The organism is Halotia branconii CENA392 (genome assembly GCF_029953635.1).
Classification (GTDB): domain Bacteria; phylum Cyanobacteriota; class Cyanobacteriia; order Cyanobacteriales; family Nostocaceae; genus Halotia; species Halotia branconii.
In genome coordinates, this window is record NZ_CP124543.1 from 1,667,890 (window position 1) to 1,687,368 (window position 19,479).

Genomic DNA, 19,479 nt, shown 5'->3' on the forward strand with positions numbered 1-19,479 from the left:
GTGACACTTGCCGTTAGCTTGCAAAAAAGGTCATTTCTTCAAAACTACCATGACTGCGATCGCACTGCTGAGGTTATCGGGGCAGATCTCCAGCTTGAGGGATAAAAGCAATCACACCTGCGGAGTTCTTGAGAGATATTGGAGCATTGTAATGAGTCATCTGAATGTTCAACTTCCTGACTCTCTATACAAAAGCTTGCAGGCATTAGCTGAGCAAGATGGGATTTCGGTTGACCAATTTATCGCGACAGCAGTTGAAGAAAAGCTTGCGGCACTTATGACTGAAACCTACTTGGAAGATTTAGCGAAGCATGGAAATCGGAAGAAATACGAAGCAGTTTTAGCTAAGATACCAAATGTTGAACCGGAACCATACGACCAGTTACCGCCAGCAGAAGAAGTTTAATATTTGTATTATTTGTTAGCTATTTTTACTTTTTAACAAGTTTAGCCTTTTAGCGACGCAGCACAACAAAGCGTTTGTGCGATCGCACTGCTAAGGTTATCTTGGCAGATTTCCAGCTTGAAAAATCTCTTCAGCGGTTAACTTCAACTCCGGGAAAATTGATGATTGGATACGTTCCCCGGAGTTATCACCGCTTCGGAACTGCCTGACTTGGTATTCTCCCTCAACTAACGAGTAAATCGAGATAGTTGGTTGCTTGGGATTGCCGATAAACCGCCTACCACCCAAAGCAGCATAATCTATAATCCAGTATTCTAAAATGCCTACTGTTTCATAGTCAGCTGCTTTTTTTAAATAATCATCTCTCCAATTAGTACTAACTACCTCAATTACTAAGGGAATTGATGCAGTTTGGCTAACAGTTGATTCTTTTTTCCACAAAGGTTCATGTACTAAATTAGGACGGTTTAATATCAGTACATCTGGTGAATAGGCTGACTCACCTGACAATGGTTTGATGAATGCTGTTTTGGGAATAAAGTAGGGAAGTTTTAGTCGTTTGATTTCGGCAGATATTTCTAGCGTCAAAAAACCGACAACTTCTTCATGGTCACCTGTTGGGGGTGGCATTTCAAAAATTACTCCGTCATAAAGCTCATAGCGTCGTTGTGAATTTTCTGGATACCAAGTGATAAACTCATCAAATGTTACTAATTTGCGTAAGGCTTGAGTCATAGTTATTGCCTCTTACCCTTTTTATTCAACTAGATTTCTTATATATTAATTAACTATAGCAGTAGACAGATAGTTTAGAACTATCCCTTTGAAGGTGACTTGTAAAATCTATTTTTCTCTTTGATATTTCTGTGCCTCTGCGGTTTAAAAGTAATTTTTTAATCACAGAGACGCAGCGAAAAGTTTTTAGGATAGTTTTCCTTTTTTTAAAGACTACAACTAATAGATTGAATACCATCATTTGAAACTGAAAAATATACTCTGTACTCTGCTGGGCATGTTTCAATTGAGTTACCGTTTCTAATTTGAGTGTCTTGTGAAAGTCGGCAACTCTGAAACTGTGCTTTTTCATCAAAAGATATATATTCTTTAGCTTGGCAATAAAAATTAGATGAGCCTGAACTAGGGTTGTAAACCTGCACAGTCATATTTTGACCTAGTATACAATTTGCCAATGAACCATTTGAATAATTACTAATTGTCCCTGATTCACATACAATCGATGCTTGAGCAGGTGAAGAAACAGCCAAATTAACTGTAAATAAACTTAGAGAAGAAGTTAATATTGCAAAAGTTTGGTTAGGGAATTTCATAAATGAAAGACTGACTGATTAATTGTAATCATTTTATTAATTTCATTGTTGAAACTCCAATGATTAATTCACCGAAAAAAAGTAAATATAGCTTTAAATTAGTTTAATATTTCCAATTAATCAATTGAGTATTGATGATGAGCTTTAACTGTTCTCAAACCTTACATCAGCAATGTGAGGTTTTACCAACAACAAATAAAATCATGATAAAGGTAAAAACTACGTAGAAAAGCAACCAGTATCAAATAGCATTATTATATTACCTGTATCTACGGATTAAACATTGAGCAGTTGATGTTTCATTCCTATTTTATGCAACACTGAGGCATGAGTAACATCTCTAGCAACTACCTGATTATTTTCCTTTCTGCCAAATATTGATACATTTGCCAACGAGCATCGACTTCAGTTTGTGCTTGTTCTAACAACTGTTGAGCAAGTTCAGGTTTGCTTTTTGTGAGCATTTTGAAGCGATTTTCTTGATACATTGATTGTTCTACTGATTTTGTCGGCGATCGCATATCCAATTGCAAGGGATTTTTTCCTTGTTTGACTAACTCTGGATTGTGACGATACAACAACCACCGTCCTGATTCTATCAGAGCTTTTTGGTGATTCATGCCTGTAGTCATGTTGATCCCGTGGGCTATGCAATGGCTATAAGCAATAATCAACGAAGGACCATCGTAAGCCTCTGCTTCTAAAAATGCTTTCAGGGTATGTTCATCTTTTGCACCGAGGGCTATACTTGCTACGTAGACATTACCGTAGGTCATGGCAATCAAGCCTAAGTCTTTTTTGGGTGCAGGCTTACCACTGGCGGCAAATTTAGCGACTGCGGCGCGTGGTGTGGCTTTGGAAGATTGACCGCCTGTGTTGGAATATACTTCTGTATCCATCACCAAAATATTGACATTACGACCACTGGCAATTACATGATCGATACCGCCAAAATCGATATCATAAGCCCAACCATCACCGCCAATAATCCAGACGCTTTTTTTAACTAAATAATCAGCCAGGGATTTGAGATTAGCGATTTGAGATTTTAAATTGAAGTCTATTTCTGTAGTTAAAATTTGATCTAAATTTTGTTTTAAAAGTTCTACTCTTTCACGCTGTTCCCAAATATCAGCTTCAGATTTTTGTTCAGCAATGAGGATAGAATGAACAAGTTTTTCATCTATTACACTGCTTAATTTTTGTAATAATTCTGCCGCAAATTCTGTTTGTTTATCCACCGAGAGACGAAAGCCTAAACCGAACTCGGCGTTATCTTCAAATAGACTATTCGACCATGCAGGGCCGCGTCCTTCAGTGTTTGTTGTCCAAGGTGTAGTAGGGAGATTACCACCATAAATTGACGAACAGCCTGTAGCGTTGGCAATTACGGAGCGATCGCCAAACAATTGTGTTAATAATTTTAAATAAGGTGTTTCGCCACAACCCGCACACGCGCCAGAAAATTCAAATAAAGGTTCTTGTAATTGTTGTTGCCGAATTTGGTTTAATTTTAATTGTCGTCGGTCAGGATTGGGCAAATTCAAAAAGAAATCCCAGTTTTTGCGCTCTTGCTCTCGTAAAGGCAACTGTTGTGCCATATTAATCGCTTTACGCAATGGCTCATTTTTACTTTTAGCAGGACAAATCGTTACACAAATAGTACACCCCGTACAGTCTTCCGGGGCAACTTGAATCGTAAATTTTTGGTTAGCAAAGTCTTTATCTCTGGTATCGGTTGACTTGAAAGTAGGGGGTGCATTGATCAACTCATTTGGTTGATAAGCCTTAGCCCGGATGGCGCTATGGGGGCAAACCATAACACATTTACCACACTGTACGCAGACATCTGGTTCCCACACAGGTATTTCTTCGGCAACGTTACGTTTTTCCCATTTCGCTGTACCTGTAGGAAAAGTCCCATCGACTGGTAAGGCACTGACAGGCAATGTATCACCTTGCCATTCCATAATTCGCCCTAGCACTTGCTGGACAAATTCGGGGGCATTTACAGAAATAGGAGATTGTTTAATGATAGTGCTGCTGATTTGACTTGGTATGTCTACCTTATGCAAGTTAGCCAGGGTGTTATCCACAGCTTGCAAGTTCATCTGGACAACTTCTGCCCCTTTCTTACCATAAGTCTTTTTGATCGCTTGTTTAATTTTGGCGATCGCTTCTGCTTCTGGCAAGACACCTGCTAAAGCAAAGAAACACACCTGCATAATGGTGTTAATTCTTCCCCCCATGCCGCTTTCGCGGGCAACTTGGCTGGCATCAATAACGTAAAACTTCAGATGCTTATCAATAATTTGCTGCTGTACTTTTAAAGGCAAATATTCCCAGACAGTATCAACATCGTATGGACTGTTAAGGAGCAAAGTTGCCCCATTTGCAGCAGCTTGTAAAACATCAATGCGTTCTAAAAAGCCCCAGTGATGACAACCGATAAAGTTAGCTTTGTCAATCAGGTAAGTAGAACGAATTGGTTGGGGGCCAAAGCGCAGGTGAGAAACAGTGATTGAGCCGGATTTTTTGGAGTCGTAAACGAAGTAACCTTGGGCGTAGTTATCGGTTTGTTCACCAATAATCTTGATCGAGTTTTTGTTAGCCCCAACTGTACCATCAGAACCTAATCCGTAGAACATTGCTCTGACAACGCTATCAGGTTCTGTGGAGAAGTTAGGATCAAATTCTAAAGATGTATGGCTAACGTCGTCATGAATCCCAACGGTAAAGTGATTTTTCGGTTGGGGTTGGTTGAGGTTGTCGAAGACACCCTTCACCATCGCGGGCGTAAATTCTTTGGAAGAAAGACCATAACGACCGCCGACAACTTTGGGAAAACGAGTAATTCTGCCACTTCCCCTTTCATCACATACCTCATGGATAGCGGTTACTATATCTAGATACAATGGTTCGCCGGCGCTACCTGGTTCTTTGGTACGGTCAAGAACAGCGATCGCTTGTACGCTGATAGGCAATGCTGCCATAAATCTGGCAACATCAAAGGGGCGATAAAGTCGCACTTTCATCACTCCCACTTTTTCACCACGAGTGTTGAGATAATCTACTGTTTCATGGACGGTTTCACAGCCTGAACCCATGAGTACAATGACGCGCTTGGCATCAGGTGCGCCGTGGTATTCATAAATTTGATAATGCCTACCTGTAAGTTCTCCAAATCGATCCATAATCCGTTGGACAATCCCCGGACAAGCATTGTAGTAAGGGTTAGCACCTTCACGGGCTTGGAAATAAACATCAGGATTTTGGGCTGTACCGCGCATTACAGGACGGTCTGGGGTGAGAGCGCGATCGCGATGAGCCTGTACTAACTGGTCAGGAATTAGCGATCGTAAATCCTCATCCAAGAGCAATTTCACCTTCTGCACTTCATGGGAGGTACGGAACCCATCAAAGAAGTGCATAAACGATACTCGCGCTTCTAGAGTCGCTGCATGGGCGATGAGAGCAAAGTCTTGACTTTCTTGTACCGAAGCAGAACACAGCAAAGCAAAGCCAGTAGCACGAGCCGCCATCACATCGCTGTGATCACCAAAAATCGAGAGAGCGTGTGTAGCTAAAGAACGCGCAGCCACATGAACCACAGCACTAGTTAGCTCTCCAGCAATTTTATAAAGGTTAGGAATCATCAACAATAATCCCTGAGAAGCTGTAAAGGTGGTACTCAAGGAACCCGTTTGTAATGCTCCATGCACAGCACCAGCAGCTCCCCCTTCACTCTGCATCTGGATGACACTGGGAATTGTCTGCCAGAGGTTGGGACGACCTTCTGCTGACCAAGCATCTGCCCATTCACCCATTGCTGAAGATGGGGTAATAGGATAAATGGCAATTACCTCGTTTAATTTATAAGCAACACGGGCGACAGCCTCATTACCGTCAATGGTTGCAAAGGTTTGGTTCATGATTTTTCTTCCTGTCTCACTTTCTATCAATTGCTTGGTCTTCTAAACTGCGTGAAGAGAAGAGTTAGAAATAGCCAAAGCCAGGAAGTTAGTGTGTTATACCAATTCGTACCTCGGCTTACTTCGACTACGCTCAGTACAAGTCGCTCGGCAACCTAATTCGTAATTCGTAATTACGAGAGTCTGACAGAATCTAGGTTTACAGGTTTGAATCTGTTGCCGAATTTTAGAGAATTGGTGTTTTGTTTTTTACTTTGAAGTGCCAACAGAAAATTGCTGAGTTAAAAAAGGAATCTCTTCCTTAACTCAAGCTTTCTAAAGTTTGCCACAGAGGTAAACTGACACTAGTTGCCTGGGTCAGCAGACCCTCCTACAGCACTGGCTCCTGTTTGCAACTTCTCTCTAGCTTTGGCTATGGAGTAGAACTCAGCACTACTGAAACTCAATATTGACTTAAATGATTTTTTTGAGGGCTTTCGGCTATTAATTGTAATTTCCAGAAATGCGTCTTCCATGAGTGTCTCATCCCTACTAATTCATCTATTAATAAGTATTAATAATGTACTCAAAAGCTGAAGTCTATAAATGATGAGACTTGTAGAAAAATTTTGATTGTTTGTGGGGTAGAGGTTCGGGAATGCTTTAAATTTTTATTTTCTGTGAATAATCAGTTTAGTAATGGTTAAATAAATCAAAAAAAATATATTTTTGTAGCAATTTTATTAAACTTATGAATAATTTAAGATAAATATAGCAATCCGATTTTATGAATGAACATATTTGCATAGGGAGGGAACAGGGAACAGGAAAAAAGGGATTTAGGGGTGTACTGAGTTTTTCCATAAATTAAATATGAATCCTATATTTTGGCATTACTGAGTTTCCTTGCAGGCAGTGCCAAAAAGCTGCCAGAGGTTAATATAACAGGGCATTAACAATTATTTTCCATGCCCAATGCCCCATGCCCCAAATTATCTTATCTGTTCATGTTCATGGTGATGCTGCCCAGAACCTTTATTTTGGTGATTTTGCCAATGTATATACAGTAATACAGCACCAATAATTGCAAAAACTATATTTAGCCAAAATGTGTAGTCTATTTGAAAGCGCACGATTTCAGCTAGATTAGGTCGTTCGCTGGGCAAGATGCCAAAAAAAGCAAATATTCCATGTACAGTTATACCAGCCGCCACCATACAAACATAAAGTAAACCTGAAAGATAAGCCGCATACTTCCAGCCGTAGTATTTAGCTTGCAAATAAACTACAGTCGCTGCTACTAAGTCAGCACCTAAAAAGCTCATTACTCCACCAAATGAAGCATTTTTACTCCAAAGCATGGCGGCTAAAGGGACATTTCCCATTGAGCCAATGAAAGTAAAAAAGGCAATAATCGGTGCGATCGCGGCATTCTCTAAAACTACTAAAAAAGATGGTGAGTTGTTACCTGTGTGCAGAAATAAAGAATCCCAAAAGCTTTGAGGCACAAACACAGAAATAAATCCCGCAACCGTAAAGCCAAATAATATTTCTTTGTATGCCATCTTCCATTCCATGAAAAATGCATCTGCGATCGCTTGCCATCCTGACCGTGAGGTAATTTTGTCCCACCAACTTCTTCTTCCTTCACCAGACATGTCATGATCCATGCCTTCATGGCTTTGCTGTTGTTCAGCATGATCACGAGCAGATTGAGCTAGCTGGTCAGGAAACCAAAATTTGGTAATCAGATAAGCATAGACAATCATTAAGATTCCCAGCAGAAAATTACCAACTACAAAATGCCAACTCAGTAATACCCAAAGAACGATGCCCAGTTCAATTACCAAATTGGTCGAAGCAATTAAAAAAGATAGTGCATTGACTGGATGCGCTCCTTTGGTTAACACCGAACGAGATGCAGCCAGGGCAGCAAATGAGCAAGATGAAGAGACAAAGCCAAAAAAGCTTGCCAATATTGCCCGTTTTGGACCACGCTTACCCAGCAAACGTGCCATTTGTGAACGAGTAATCAGTACTTGAATCCCAGCCGAGATGATGTATCCAAACATCAATGCCCAAAAGGCTTTCCATAAAATTCCGGCGCTGGTCTTTAAGGCTTCAAATACTAGATCCATAGTGCTATTCCCTAACTTTATTTCGTTTATCCCGAATTGCTTAAGGTTTTCTTGTTAAGCTCATCCCACCCCTGGAAGGGGCGGGATTTCGTGTCAGTGGTCAGTAGTCAGTAGTCTAGTTGACGAGTGCTACTGACCACTGACTACTGACACTTGACGGTGGCGGGGCGATGGTTACTGAGCGTAGCCGAAGTACTATCCCGGACACTCCTTGAAGAAGTGAGCTTCCCGTCGCCTTTTGGTGATTTCACTTTTACAGCTGTTGGGACAGTCGCAACATCAGCCTTAATGCAGGTGTGTAGAGAATAGCAAGGTATAGATTATCGATAGTAAAACTTATAATCCTTTAACAGGGTACTGATTTTCAGTCGAACTGCATGATAGAAATATTCGGAATGTTTAGTAAGTTTTTTCAAAACTTTTTGAGAAATTGAATTATGAGAGTTCTCAATTCTTTGCTGGGTTTCAAAGTAATTAAGCTTTGCGTTACGCTGCGATTGTCCTGATGCAATTCTAACTTTTTCAATCCTATCATCGAAAAAGTCAAGTCCTGTCATCACATCATGCCTGACTGAAAAACCAGCTTTTGCAGCTGCTAATCCCATAGCATAAGCTGGATGTTTATGTAGATTATTTAATTCAGCATAAAGTGCTAGTTTTTCCCAGTTTTTGAGAAACTGCACTTCTTTACCAGAATCTCGTGTAACCACAAATAAAAATTCATTGATCCATGTAATATTCTCAGTATCTATATTTAAATTTAATTTTCTAGCCATTTTTTTGAGCATTTCAAATTGTTGAATAACGCTTGCTGGCGGTGGATTTGTTTTATTCATGCGTTCTTGAAAATGCTTTAACATGCTGGTACAACTTCTTGCTGTTATTCCAGGTAGCCATTGCTGATATTGCGGTACTGGGGCGCAGATTCGTACATCCGCATCAAGATACATACATGAATTAAACATTAATAAAGCTTTAGCAATGGCAAATCTGCGCTCATGGTAATGTAAAACTCCTTGTCTATGATGTCCAAATACTAAAATGTTTTGATTAAATTTATATTCGTTAAAATCTTGGGGTCTATCAGTATAAAGTATCACAGGAATATGAGGCGCAAATTTTTCTATATCACTGAGAAGATTTTTTGCTAAAGCACGATAAATCTTCCCCGCAGCATAGGTACAAAAGCAAAAGTTTCTTTCCCCTGAATCCATGTCGAAGATACTCCCGTTTTCAACTGTCAGCCTTTCCCTGTTTAATATTTTGACAGAAATTGGGATGTTATACCATTTCACGAAAAGCCTGATACAAATAAAGCATCCAGAATAAAACCCCAACCTGTAATATTCGCAACAATTGATGTGTTTAATTCCTCAAGACGTTGCCAAATAACTGTTCTTAACTCGTCCAAATTAGCAAAGCATTCCCAACTTAAATTCCTTTTTACTTCTTCCCATAAACGTTCAATGGGATTGACTTGGGGAGTATGTGGAGGTTGAAATAATAAAATAATATTTTCTGGAATTTTAAGAGTCTGGCTTAAATGAAAAGCACCATTGTCTAATTGAAGTATGTGTATATCTTCCGGATACGTAGCTGCAAACTGTTCTAAAAAGATATTGAAGCAAGCTGTGTTGAGATGAGAGAATTCCCAAATATAATACTCACCAGTTAACGGCTCTACTAAACCATATAAATAGAAATTTTCTCGTTTCCATTGCATGATGCCAATAGGTTTAATGCCACAAAGCGTGATCAGTCTTCCTAATTCTGTTTTTAATCCTACACGGCTTTCATCACCACACCAGTATCTAATTTCTTTATGTTTATCTTTTGGCTCTATGACGTGTTTTTTTATAACTTCTAGGTATTGTGGCAGTTTTTTTTAAATTCTAATTCTGCTTCTTCATTGTGTTTTATCCCTACTGCTCTTGGTACTTTTAACTTCGCTTTCATTCGATAGCGTACTGTATCATGTACTACTTTATACGACGCTCTCACACCTTGAACCGCTTTCAACCATGTTCGGATTTCTTCATAGCTTTTAAATCCAAATGGCTGTTCAAGTTCTTTTAAAAGTTGTTCTTTGGTCGAACCATCAATAATTGGCGGTCGCCCTGGACTTTTTTTTGTTGACAATAGACCGTTTATTCCCGACTCTGTATATGTTTTTAACCATCTTTGCACTGTCACTCTTTCTCTGCCTACGACAAAAGCTGCATCCTGTACCGTTCTTACTTGCCCCATTTTCAGTAAATACAAAGCTTGAACTCGTTCACGGCTTGATGCTGTTTTCTGTTTGACGAGCAGTTCATGCAACTGTTGGACTGATTCTTTTATTTCGACTTTGGTGACTCCAACCATTTTTACCCGTTCATATTTATTCCTAATTTATCTGTATCATACTTTTAGTGAATTGGTATTACCAGTCGTTGGGTTGTGAAAAAGCAGGGGAGCATCGGTAAATTTGTCGATGTGTTCGGCAAGTATCATCATATATGAGAGAGATTGTACAACTGAATTATGCCGATTTGATTTTGAGCAAATCTAACGTTTAATGAATAGTTGTAGCGGGGCGATCGCTACACAAGTAATAGCAGTTGCAGTAACAGAAGTATGAGATAGTTTAGCCATTACTTTAAACAAATCATTCTATAAAAATGAATGATGATTAATTTATTAGGGGGTGCATCCCAGTTTTTATTTGACAACAAGAGAATAAGTGTCATTGCGAGGAGGAACGACGAAGCAATCGCATTGACTTGTTTTTAGTCAGAGATTTTGCGATTGCTTCACTCCACTTCGTTACGTTCGCAATGACGTTCAAAAAAGTAGGATGCTCCCTTTATTAGGTCTCTTGCATAAATATTTTTTACCTCACGCAGAGGCGTAGCGAAAAGTTCCTCGAAGCCGGGTTTCCCGGCGTAGGAAACTTTTCAAGACAGAGACGCAGAGAAAAAGTCTAAAATCAGGACTTTTGCAAGAGGTCTATTGAGCGAGTTTATCTTTAAAATTACGATATTTCAGCTTAATGTTACCGACTTTTTTATTGAAAAAATTTGTGCTATTTTTTTGCAGATTCATTAGCAAACTGGGATGCCTAAAACTTTTAGGTCTTTGTTCTGGTGACTTGAAATAACGATAATGTAAAAACACATCTCGATATGGAATATTCATATCTTCACCTAGGCAGAGTTGAGTAAATGCTGATGCACCTATACTCATATAGTGTAGATATGTCAGCCGACGTTCTTGGTCGTATAAAACATTATTTACCACATCAAACTTAGAAGACCAGTGACTACCTGTTGCCTTCTCTAAGTCATGATAAGCAAAGTTATAGTATGAGATACCACTTTGCAATACCATATAGTTAAATAAAGATTGATCTGGCCCTCCCAAAGCCATAACTTCAGCTTCACCAGCCTTTAACTTTTCCAGGAGATTTGCTAATATTTCTTGAGAAAAAACATGTTTTTTGGTCGCAAACCAACCGGCACAAAACACTTTATTTTGTAAGTTTTCTTCAGCAAAAGTCTGGTGTAAAAATTCTAACGGTGCGTCAAAAATATATTTTAAGTCTGATTTATATTGAAAATCGTGTACTACCCAATCAAAGCTATCTAACTTTTCATAAATGTAGTCTATAGGACTCATTAATAAAGTATCGGCATCAAAATAAATAAATTTATCAAAAGAACCATCTAAACCACAAAGTTTGCGGTGCATTGGTAAACGATAAAGTTCTGACAAGCCCCGTTTTCGCCAATTTGTTTGCGCCCTGGGGTAATTTTTCCATACCTGGGTGGCAAAGTCATCCCAATAAGCTATGGAATTAGAATTTTCAAATAGGGTAACATTTTTTCTACAGGCAATTTCTGCCCGCACTTTGTCTAGGCGTTCATCGTAAGGAATTACACAAACCGGAATTTCTCTACCAGCATTAACTTCGATGCTGTTAAGCAAAGCTACTAATTGGTCGTAGACAACATCATTAGCCAGAGTGTAAATACCATTAATCATGGGGATACTCCTAATATCAAGTGCGGGCAACAATAAAGGGAAATAAACGGCGAGTCAGTTTTGGCACAAAGGCGAATTTACCTTCATGTAGATAACGATAGTGTTCCCACAATTCCCAATAGGGACTACCTTTTTTCATCCGCGTTCCAGCCCAGTGGAGATATTTGAGTCGCTGTTCTCGGTCATAAAGGATATATTCTCGCTGCTGAAAATTTCGAGAACCAGCCCAGCTACCAGCACCTCCCCCTGGAATTTTCACGAGATTGCCACGTTTAGCAATCAGTTTGAGAACGAGATAATTAAGAATCGGTTGGTCTGTAACTCCTTCAGAAAAATCAAAATATTCGCGATGTGTAGCACACTCGCACAAAGCATCATCCATTTGTTGTTCGGTAATAGTTCCTTTTTTAGAAGCCCAAAAACCACTGTTAAAAACGTCTTCTAGTTGCTCATCTGTAAATATTTTTTGTTCTTTTACTAGAGGAGAAAAAATGTTTCGCAACTTATCATTAGCATGGTGATAATCACAACAAAAGAAGTCAACTTCTCTTAGTTTGTCTAAATTTTCGGCAATTTTTTCAAAGACAACAATATCTGTGTCGATATAAATAAATTCATCTAACGGGCCAAACCAGGCAACTAGCTTACGCATTTTGTTAGGTAAGGCTAAAAAATCTCGATCAAAAATTTCGCCGATACGATTGGTAAATTTTTCAATTAGTTGGAGGTCAGGAAAAATTTGCACGTTATGTAAAGTTGCCAGCGTATCTAAAACTTTATGATAATTTTCGTTAAATGGAATGAGATAAACTGGAACTTCTGTGTCGTAACAGCGAATACTATTGAGTAGTGCGATCGCATTATCAATTACGCGGTCATTAGCAACTATATAAATTCCCCGATTCATAAATATCCTTAGTTAATCAAGTGGAGTTTCTTTAAAGCTTTAGTTAGCAAACTTGGCGGTGGAGCGTTATAAGGTTTGGGAGGATTTTTAAAGATAGGACGCTTCTGTGGTTCGTGGAGATAACGATAATAAAGAAATAAATCCCGATAGGGAAAATCAATATTTTCTCCGGCACATACTGCTTGATTAACTCTGGGAGGAATACCAATATAATGGATGTAAGTTAATCGATTATCTTGGTCATAAAGAATATTGTCTTTTTCTTGAAAATGATTAGAAGTAACAGAACATCCAGTTATTTGATTACTTGGTAAATGATGAGCCAAGTTATAAACTTGTATACCCGATCTCATAAACATATAGTTGAGAACTGGCTGATCTCCTGTAGGATAAAGTATTTCTTGCTCACCTGCTTTGAGATATGATGATAATTTGGCTATTTGTTCTTCCGGAAAAAGGCCTTTTTTAGAAGCGTAAAATCCTGAACAAAATATTTCTTTTTGAATACGTTCTTCGTCAAAAACTTGGAATAATTTAGATGAATTAACGTTATAAACTTTATCTGGATGTTTAAATTGAAAATCATAAACTACACAATCATATTCATTTAATTTATCAAAAACTAAATCTAGTGAGTTCATCACTAAAGTATCAGCATCCATATAAATAAAGTTATCAAAGGGGGCATCAAAAGCACAAAAGCGCCGATGTCCGCCATAAATTCGGTATTTATCTCTATTCATGCTAGCAGGACTAGCCTCTAACATAAATTTATCCCAGCGATTGATGACATCTTGATCATCGTAAATAAATACATTGGGACGATGAGCTATTTCTTGAGAAATGCGTTGTATTTGCTCATCAAAAGGATAGATACAAACAGGTGTTTTATCTCCTAAAATTGCATCAATGCTGTTAAGCAAAGCCACGAGTTGATCAAAAACATAATCATTACCAAGAGTACAAATACCGTTCATAATTTATGAGTGTTTATCAACAAAGTTTGATAGCCAATTTAAAAGATTAAGTTTGTGTAAAATGATTTGACGTGCTTCCGCGATCGCATCTTTGGCAGCATACCAAGCATCAGGTGTAGCAGTCACTTCTTGAATGTAAGCTATACCTTTGGCATCTAAGCTGGGTAAGCGCAAAAAACTACCAGGTGGTAATAATTTATCAGCTGCTGAACCGCCATAATAAATAGGCAAACACCATGCTAATAATGCATCCCACATTTTCTCACTGACATACCAATTATTTTCGGCATAGTTTTCAATTGCCAAATTGTAATAATAAGGAGCCATACCATACCATTTATTACCTAATTCTCCAGATTTATTTGCCCATTGAGGTAAGTCGCGTCCATACAAATCAAATTTAATCTTGCTGGATTGTACCAATTGTAAAAAGTCTAATCTTTGACGATGATTTGCTGTACGATTAATACCAGAAGTAATCCAACTACAATCAGCAACTTTTTTTGGTGGTGGCATTTCATTTAACTCTCGAAATGAGTTGTTGTGATACCAAATTGCTGGCATATAGTCTGGAATAGAAACAAAATCATCGGGGCCGGAAATATAGCCACAATATTTTTGTGCTTCTTGATAATTGCGTTTATTGATGTCGATGACTTCATCTAAGGGTGGTTCTCGTAAAAGATAAATTACCCGTTCTGGAGGCACACCACGCAGAATAGAATTAATATTAATTTGTGGCTTTTGCTGTTTGCGACGTAATTTATCTAATAAAGATTGCGGCTGAGGAGGTTTAGGAAAATCAAACTGATACATGAGCAGAAAATCTGGTTTGGGCGCGATCGCTTGCATTTGCATATTGCCCCAAACGCCGAATTGATCAGGGGTTTGTTGCCATAACCAATCGGCTCTTTGATCAAGGCTTCGATAGCTGCTAATCATTCCCACAGTTTTTAGATTCATTTGATTCAATTGTCAGTTGTGATCATAGATGGACGTAAAGATTCATCGACATAACTAATAATTTTTTCGGCTCGATTTTCCCAAGAAAATTGCTTAACAAATTCAATAATTTCTGGATATCCGTCTACTTGGCGAGGATAATTTTCTAAAACCCATTGCAGTGCTTCAGCGAATTTGTGGGGATTATCTGGTTCACACCAAGCTGCGATCGCCTGAGTATTTTTAAACTCAGTTAATGAAGAAATTTCTGTAGCCACAATGGGATTTCCAGAGGCTAAATAGTCAAATAATTTCATTGGAGAAGTGAAAGTTGCCGCTTTCCCCGAACAATGGGGATGAGCTAAAACATCGGCTGCTTGTAGTAAAGATGCTAACTCATCATGCAAAATGTAGCCTAAAAATAAAATATTATTAACTTGTTTTTCTTTAGCTAATAGCTGATAATGTTCTACTTCGTGAAGCTTACCACCTGCACAGACAAACTGTACATGTGGCATTTGACTAGCGACATCAATTAAGATATCAATACCTTTAAATTTTTGTAATGCTCCTGCATAGACTACTAAATATTTTTGGTTGTTTTTAAGTAATTTTTCTCGCCATATTACGGCTTTTTGTGGCTGTCTAATTATGAACGATTTATTATAACCATTATGCAGTTTAATTAATTTTTCCGGTGGCATTCCATGTTCAATCATGCTCTCTCGGACTGTATCGGCAACTGTCACAGCAACTTGAAATAGGGGATGATTGACAATTTCTGGCTCGAATTTTTTATCTTCGTGGTGATGATGTTCGTATATCGCTGGGATACCATTTTTAATAGCTGCTTTTACAAAATTCCAGTTCCAAGCATGAACAAGTTTAGTTGTGGCTAAAATATGAAATGGAAAATAATATTTTGTGGTAATGGTATTCGAGTTGGTAAATTTATTTTTGTAATAATCAATTGGCCAGGGCATTGGCAGAGTCGCCACTTTTAATTTATCTTGGAGATTATAATATTTAATGAGATTTTCTGGTACTTTTCGGGGTTGGAAAGGACGCAGTAAATTAAAAGGATTAATCGCTTGAATGCCTTGAGTAGGATATATTAATATAGTTGAATAACCCAAGTTTGCGGCTCCGTTGGCTGCATTTGCCGACTGGATTAAGTGAGCTTCTGGCTTAGGCAATTCTTCTGTGAGAAAGAAATTATAGTTTTTTTGGTTTTTAATCATAATTTTAAACTTTAATAATACTTTCAAATTTTTCTAAATTATTGAGTAAATTAATTGCCGATTGATAAGCTTCGGTAATTAATTCATGTTCTTCTGGTGGCATTTCCATGAGATTTTCAGCTATAGAATTAATAGAAAAACGCATGGGTTTGAGATACTCTTGGAACTTAACAGCGAAGTGAGCAAAGTTTTGATAATGGGTAACACCATTGCGACTTGTACCTGACAATGTGTGTAATTGTGTTTTCATTTGCAGATTAACAAGATCTTCTAAAACATCAATAGCATTGATAATTCTAAAGGCTGATTTATAAGAATCTTCGATTAATTCTTGCCGTTCTTGAGAATTATCGACCATATCATCCAGTAATAAGAGTAGGAAACCAATCATGGAATTAAGCCTTGTCCGAATTTCATGACAGATGCGGACTAAGCTTTGTTGTTGTTTAATGGTAGCTTCTGCCCGATCGCCAAATTGCATCGAGTAGAGGCGTGAGTAGTAACCATTTTTTTGTAAAAGCTCGTCGTGAGTTCCTACTTCTACTACCTGTCCTTGATCTAATACGGCAATTTGATCGGCTTTTTGGACTGTCGAAAGGCGGTGAGCAATTACCAACGTTGTGCGATCGCGACTTAGATCGTCGAGTGCAGCTTGCACTAAACGTTCGGAGACAGTATCTAAAGCGCTGGTAGCTTCATCTAAAATTAAAATATCTGGATTTTGTAGTAAAGCACGAGCGATCGCTAATCTTTGTCTTTGTCCTCCAGACAACATTACACCGCGATCGCCAATTAAAGTATCAAATCCTTGAGGTAATTTACTAATAAACTCATAAGCATTGGCTCGTTTGGCGGCTGAGATAATATCATCTTCAATCGCATCAACTCGTCCGTAGGCGATATTATTTTTTACTGAGTCGTTGAACAAAAAAGTATCTTGACTAACAATTCCCATTTGAGCGCGTAAAGATGTCAAATCGAAGTCGCGCAAATCTTTACCATCGATGGTAATACAGCCAGATAAGGGATCATAAAATCTTGGTAATAAGTCTGCAAGGGTTGACTTTCCAGCCCCAGAACTGCCTACCAAAGCTAAAGTAGTACCATGCGGTAAAAATAGGTCTACCTTTTTTAATACCAACTTTTCGTGACCAGGATAGGCAAAAGATAGAGAATTAAAATGTATTCCTTTTTGTAATTTTGTGTAGGGAACATTACCCCTACTCATTAATGGCTTGTCATAGGGATTTAAAAACTCAGTTACCATTTCTACACTTGTAGAGGTATTAGCAAAGCTACTACGAACAGAATTTAACTGAGAAATTAAAGGTAGCACCCGCAGGAGAATCAATAAATATGTCAGTAATACTGCTGAAAGGGAAGCAATTTGGTTGGCAAAAAAAGTCTTACTTAAAAATACAATTAGTAATAAGGCGGTAATTCCCATCACCTCACTTAAAGGTGCGATCGCTTCGGAATTTACCTGAGATTGAAAATCTGCTTTTTCGCGATCGCGAATTAGTTTTTTGATTCGCAGATATTCTCTTTCTTCGTTTCCTGTGGCTTTGACTAATCGAATCCCATTTAAAGTTTCCAAGACAGCGATTGAATATGCTTTCGACATATCACTAAGCTGCTTACCAAACTTCTTGGAACGGGAGATAGCATATTGATTTATTAATGTCACAAAAGACAACAAAATTGTTGCCGCAATTGTTAACTGCCAAGAAATTGACAGCAACAATCCAATAAATACTAAAATTGTAATTCCTAGAATAATTAACCTAATTGTATTACTTATAGCACTCGCAGCCCGACCTATTTCTCCACCAAGACGGTTGATTAAATCACCAACTTTCATCTTGGCATAATAATCTATATCAACTTCTAGTAATAATTTTAGTCCAGCTTCTCGGATATCTGAGGTCAACATTCTTGATAAAGAACTTGATACCAATGAGCTTGTATAATTAGCCAAGTTTTTTAAACAAATTGTCAATATAATCGCCCCAGCCATCACTAAGATGCGATAATCTTCTGGAATACTATCAAAGGGTTGCATAACAGTTTTAATAATAGGAGGCGCACCAGTTAAATCGACTTCTTGCCCCACAATTCTTAAAACTACTGGCACAATCAAAGCTGTGCTGACCCCATTAAATAAGGCTCCAGAAAATCCTAACAATATAGTTAGTAAAATCCAGCCTGGATAGGGTTTAGCAAATTTTAGTATTAGTTTCCTGGTAGACATGTAGGTAATAAATCGCAATAATGTTTGATATATAAATACTATAAATTGGATATCATTCTAGCCTCTAGCCCCTAGTTCCTAGTCCTTTTCCTTACTGAAGTGTTTGGATATCATTCTAGCCTCTAGCCCCTAGTTCTTTTCTTACTAAAGTGTATTGTACACAACCAAGAAGCGGTATATTAAAAGTCATCTAATTACAGCTGAGAAATTAATAACTCTAAGGTAGAAGCCATCGCCTCTACACTATATTTTTCTAGACATCTTTCTCTAGCTTTTTGACCTCGTTCGTTAGCTAAATCTAAATTTTTAAATATCAAATTAATTTGTTCAGCAATTTGTTCGGGTGCAACAGGTTCAACTAAATAACCAGTATCGCCTAAAATTTCGGGGATATCTCCAACTCGCGTTGATAATACAGGTTTAGCCATTGCCATCCCATCTGTCAACTTTAACGGAAATTGGGCGCGAGCAGTCAAATTATCTCGCTGAGGAACAACTACAATATGAGCCGCTGCTACTACATCAGGCATAGTTTCTACAGGACATTTGGGTAATTTGATAATCCAATGTCCCCATTTTTGAATCAGGCGATCGTCATAATTATCATAAGGACTACCACCGACAATTACTAATCTTAAATCTGGCTGATTTAACTGATCTAAAGCTATTAAAACATCTTCAACTCCTTTATGTGGTCGTGGTGCGCCAGGAAACATCAAAACTCGATAATCAGAAAGACCATAACGCTTTCTACTTTCATCAGCATCATATTTATGGGGATCAAACATGGCAGTATCTTTACCATTAGGTACGTAAACACCACCAAAGCGTTCTTGCAAAAATTGAGTATCTATTGTGATGGCATTGGCACGATTTACTAAACTTTCCATCCACTTAAGATAAAGCGGATGATCGGGAAATCTTAATGCACCATCTTTTTTAAAGAGATCTCTATATAATTGCTTCAAATTGGGGCGATATTTCCAGTCATCACCTCCATACCAACTGAGTTCCCAATCATCCATATCTAAAATTACAGGACGACTGCTACCGAATTTTTTAATTAAAGATAAACCAAAACTTGTAGGCTTAGGTTTTACTGCATAAATAATATCTCCATCTAACTTATTTAAAACTTTTTGAGCTGCTAGAAAAAACTCAGGATATTTTTTGCCATTAATGGAAATAACCGAGATGTTAGCCGGAGGAATCGCATAGAGTTCTTTACCGAATAATAATCCTACAATCTCTACTTGATAATTCAGCTTGTTTAAGACTTGACCTAATAAAAACGCTCGAATTGCACCTCCTCCAGATAAATCACTTACAACTAACGAAACTTTAGTTTTCATTAT

At 38.1% G+C, this 19,479-nt stretch carries 15 protein-coding genes; 1 reads left to right on the forward strand and 14 read right to left on the reverse strand.

Annotation, left to right across the window (positions count from 1 at the left end; all coding sequences use genetic code 11):
* The first annotated feature begins 49 nt into the window (after positions 1 to 49).
* A complete protein-coding gene (locus tag QI031_RS07475; protein WP_281484559.1) occupies positions 50 to 406 on the forward strand; it encodes a hypothetical protein in 357 nt (118 codons plus the stop codon).
* A gap of 96 nt (positions 407 to 502) precedes the next feature.
* Here the strand turns inward: QI031_RS07475 and QI031_RS07480 are convergent, their stop codons facing one another.
* From QI031_RS07480 to QI031_RS07545, 14 genes are all read right to left on the reverse strand, one after another.
* A complete protein-coding gene (locus QI031_RS07480) occupies positions 503 to 1,141 on the reverse strand; it encodes a Uma2 family endonuclease (protein WP_281484560.1) in 639 nt (212 codons plus the stop codon).
* Between the two features lie 206 nt (positions 1,142 to 1,347).
* Positions 1,348 to 1,734 (reverse strand): hypothetical protein, encoded by a 387-nt coding sequence (locus tag QI031_RS07485; protein ID WP_281484561.1) that lies wholly within the window; start codon positions 1,732 to 1,734, stop codon positions 1,348 to 1,350.
* Between the two features lie 347 nt (positions 1,735 to 2,081).
* On the reverse strand, positions 2,082 to 5,666 hold the full coding sequence (nifJ, locus tag QI031_RS07490; protein ID WP_281484562.1) for a pyruvate:ferredoxin (flavodoxin) oxidoreductase: 3,585 nt from the start codon (positions 5,664 to 5,666) through the stop codon (positions 2,082 to 2,084).
* A 971-nt stretch (positions 5,667 to 6,637) separates the two neighbouring features.
* Positions 6,638 to 7,783, reverse strand: coding sequence for a permease (locus QI031_RS07495; RefSeq protein WP_281484563.1), 1,146 nt, complete (start codon positions 7,781 to 7,783; stop codon positions 6,638 to 6,640).
* A 320-nt stretch (positions 7,784 to 8,103) separates the two neighbouring features.
* Complete coding sequence (locus tag QI031_RS07500) at positions 8,104 to 9,078, reverse strand: hypothetical protein (RefSeq protein WP_281484564.1); 975 nt, start codon at positions 9,076 to 9,078, stop codon at positions 8,104 to 8,106.
* The gene (locus QI031_RS07505) at positions 9,075 to 9,662 is read right to left on the reverse strand and encodes an IS630 family transposase (RefSeq protein WP_343217867.1); all 588 of its coding nucleotides are present in this window, start codon (positions 9,660 to 9,662) and stop codon (positions 9,075 to 9,077) included. Before QI031_RS07505 ends, QI031_RS07500 begins: the two co-directional genes overlap by 4 nt.
* Positions 9,647 to 10,147, reverse strand: a complete 501-nt coding sequence (locus tag QI031_RS07510) for a helix-turn-helix domain-containing protein (protein WP_281480997.1) — start codon at positions 10,145 to 10,147, stop codon at positions 9,647 to 9,649. The genes QI031_RS07505 and QI031_RS07510 overlap by 16 nt, the downstream gene beginning before the upstream one ends.
* A 624-nt stretch (positions 10,148 to 10,771) precedes the next feature.
* The gene (locus tag QI031_RS07515) at positions 10,772 to 11,806 is read right to left on the reverse strand and encodes an Npun_R2821/Npun_R2822 family protein (protein WP_281484565.1); all 1,035 of its coding nucleotides are present in this window, start codon (positions 11,804 to 11,806) and stop codon (positions 10,772 to 10,774) included.
* A 16-nt stretch (positions 11,807 to 11,822) separates the two neighbouring features.
* Entirely contained in the window at positions 11,823 to 12,713 is an 891-nt protein-coding gene (locus QI031_RS07520; protein WP_281484566.1) for an Npun_R2821/Npun_R2822 family protein, read from the reverse strand.
* Positions 12,714 to 12,721: 8 nt separating this feature from the next.
* The gene (locus QI031_RS07525) at positions 12,722 to 13,690 is read right to left on the reverse strand and encodes an Npun_R2821/Npun_R2822 family protein (protein ID WP_281484567.1); all 969 of its coding nucleotides are present in this window, start codon (positions 13,688 to 13,690) and stop codon (positions 12,722 to 12,724) included.
* A 3-nt stretch (positions 13,691 to 13,693) separates the two neighbouring features.
* Positions 13,694 to 14,653: a glycosyltransferase family 10 domain-containing protein gene (locus QI031_RS07530; protein WP_281484568.1), complete on the reverse strand. Its 960-nt coding sequence runs from the start codon at positions 14,651 to 14,653 to the stop codon at positions 13,694 to 13,696.
* Positions 14,654 to 14,658: 5 nt separating this feature from the next.
* A complete protein-coding gene (locus QI031_RS07535) occupies positions 14,659 to 15,873 on the reverse strand; it encodes a glycosyltransferase (RefSeq protein WP_281484569.1) in 1,215 nt (404 codons plus the stop codon).
* A gap of 4 nt (positions 15,874 to 15,877) precedes the next feature.
* A complete protein-coding gene (locus QI031_RS07540) occupies positions 15,878 to 18,124 on the reverse strand; it encodes an ABC transporter ATP-binding protein (RefSeq protein WP_281484570.1) in 2,247 nt (748 codons plus the stop codon).
* Positions 18,125 to 18,318: 194 nt separating this feature from the next.
* Positions 18,319 to 19,476: a glycosyltransferase family 4 protein gene (locus QI031_RS07545; RefSeq protein WP_281484571.1), complete on the reverse strand. Its 1,158-nt coding sequence runs from the start codon at positions 19,474 to 19,476 to the stop codon at positions 18,319 to 18,321.
* Positions 19,477 to 19,479 lie beyond the last annotated feature (3 nt).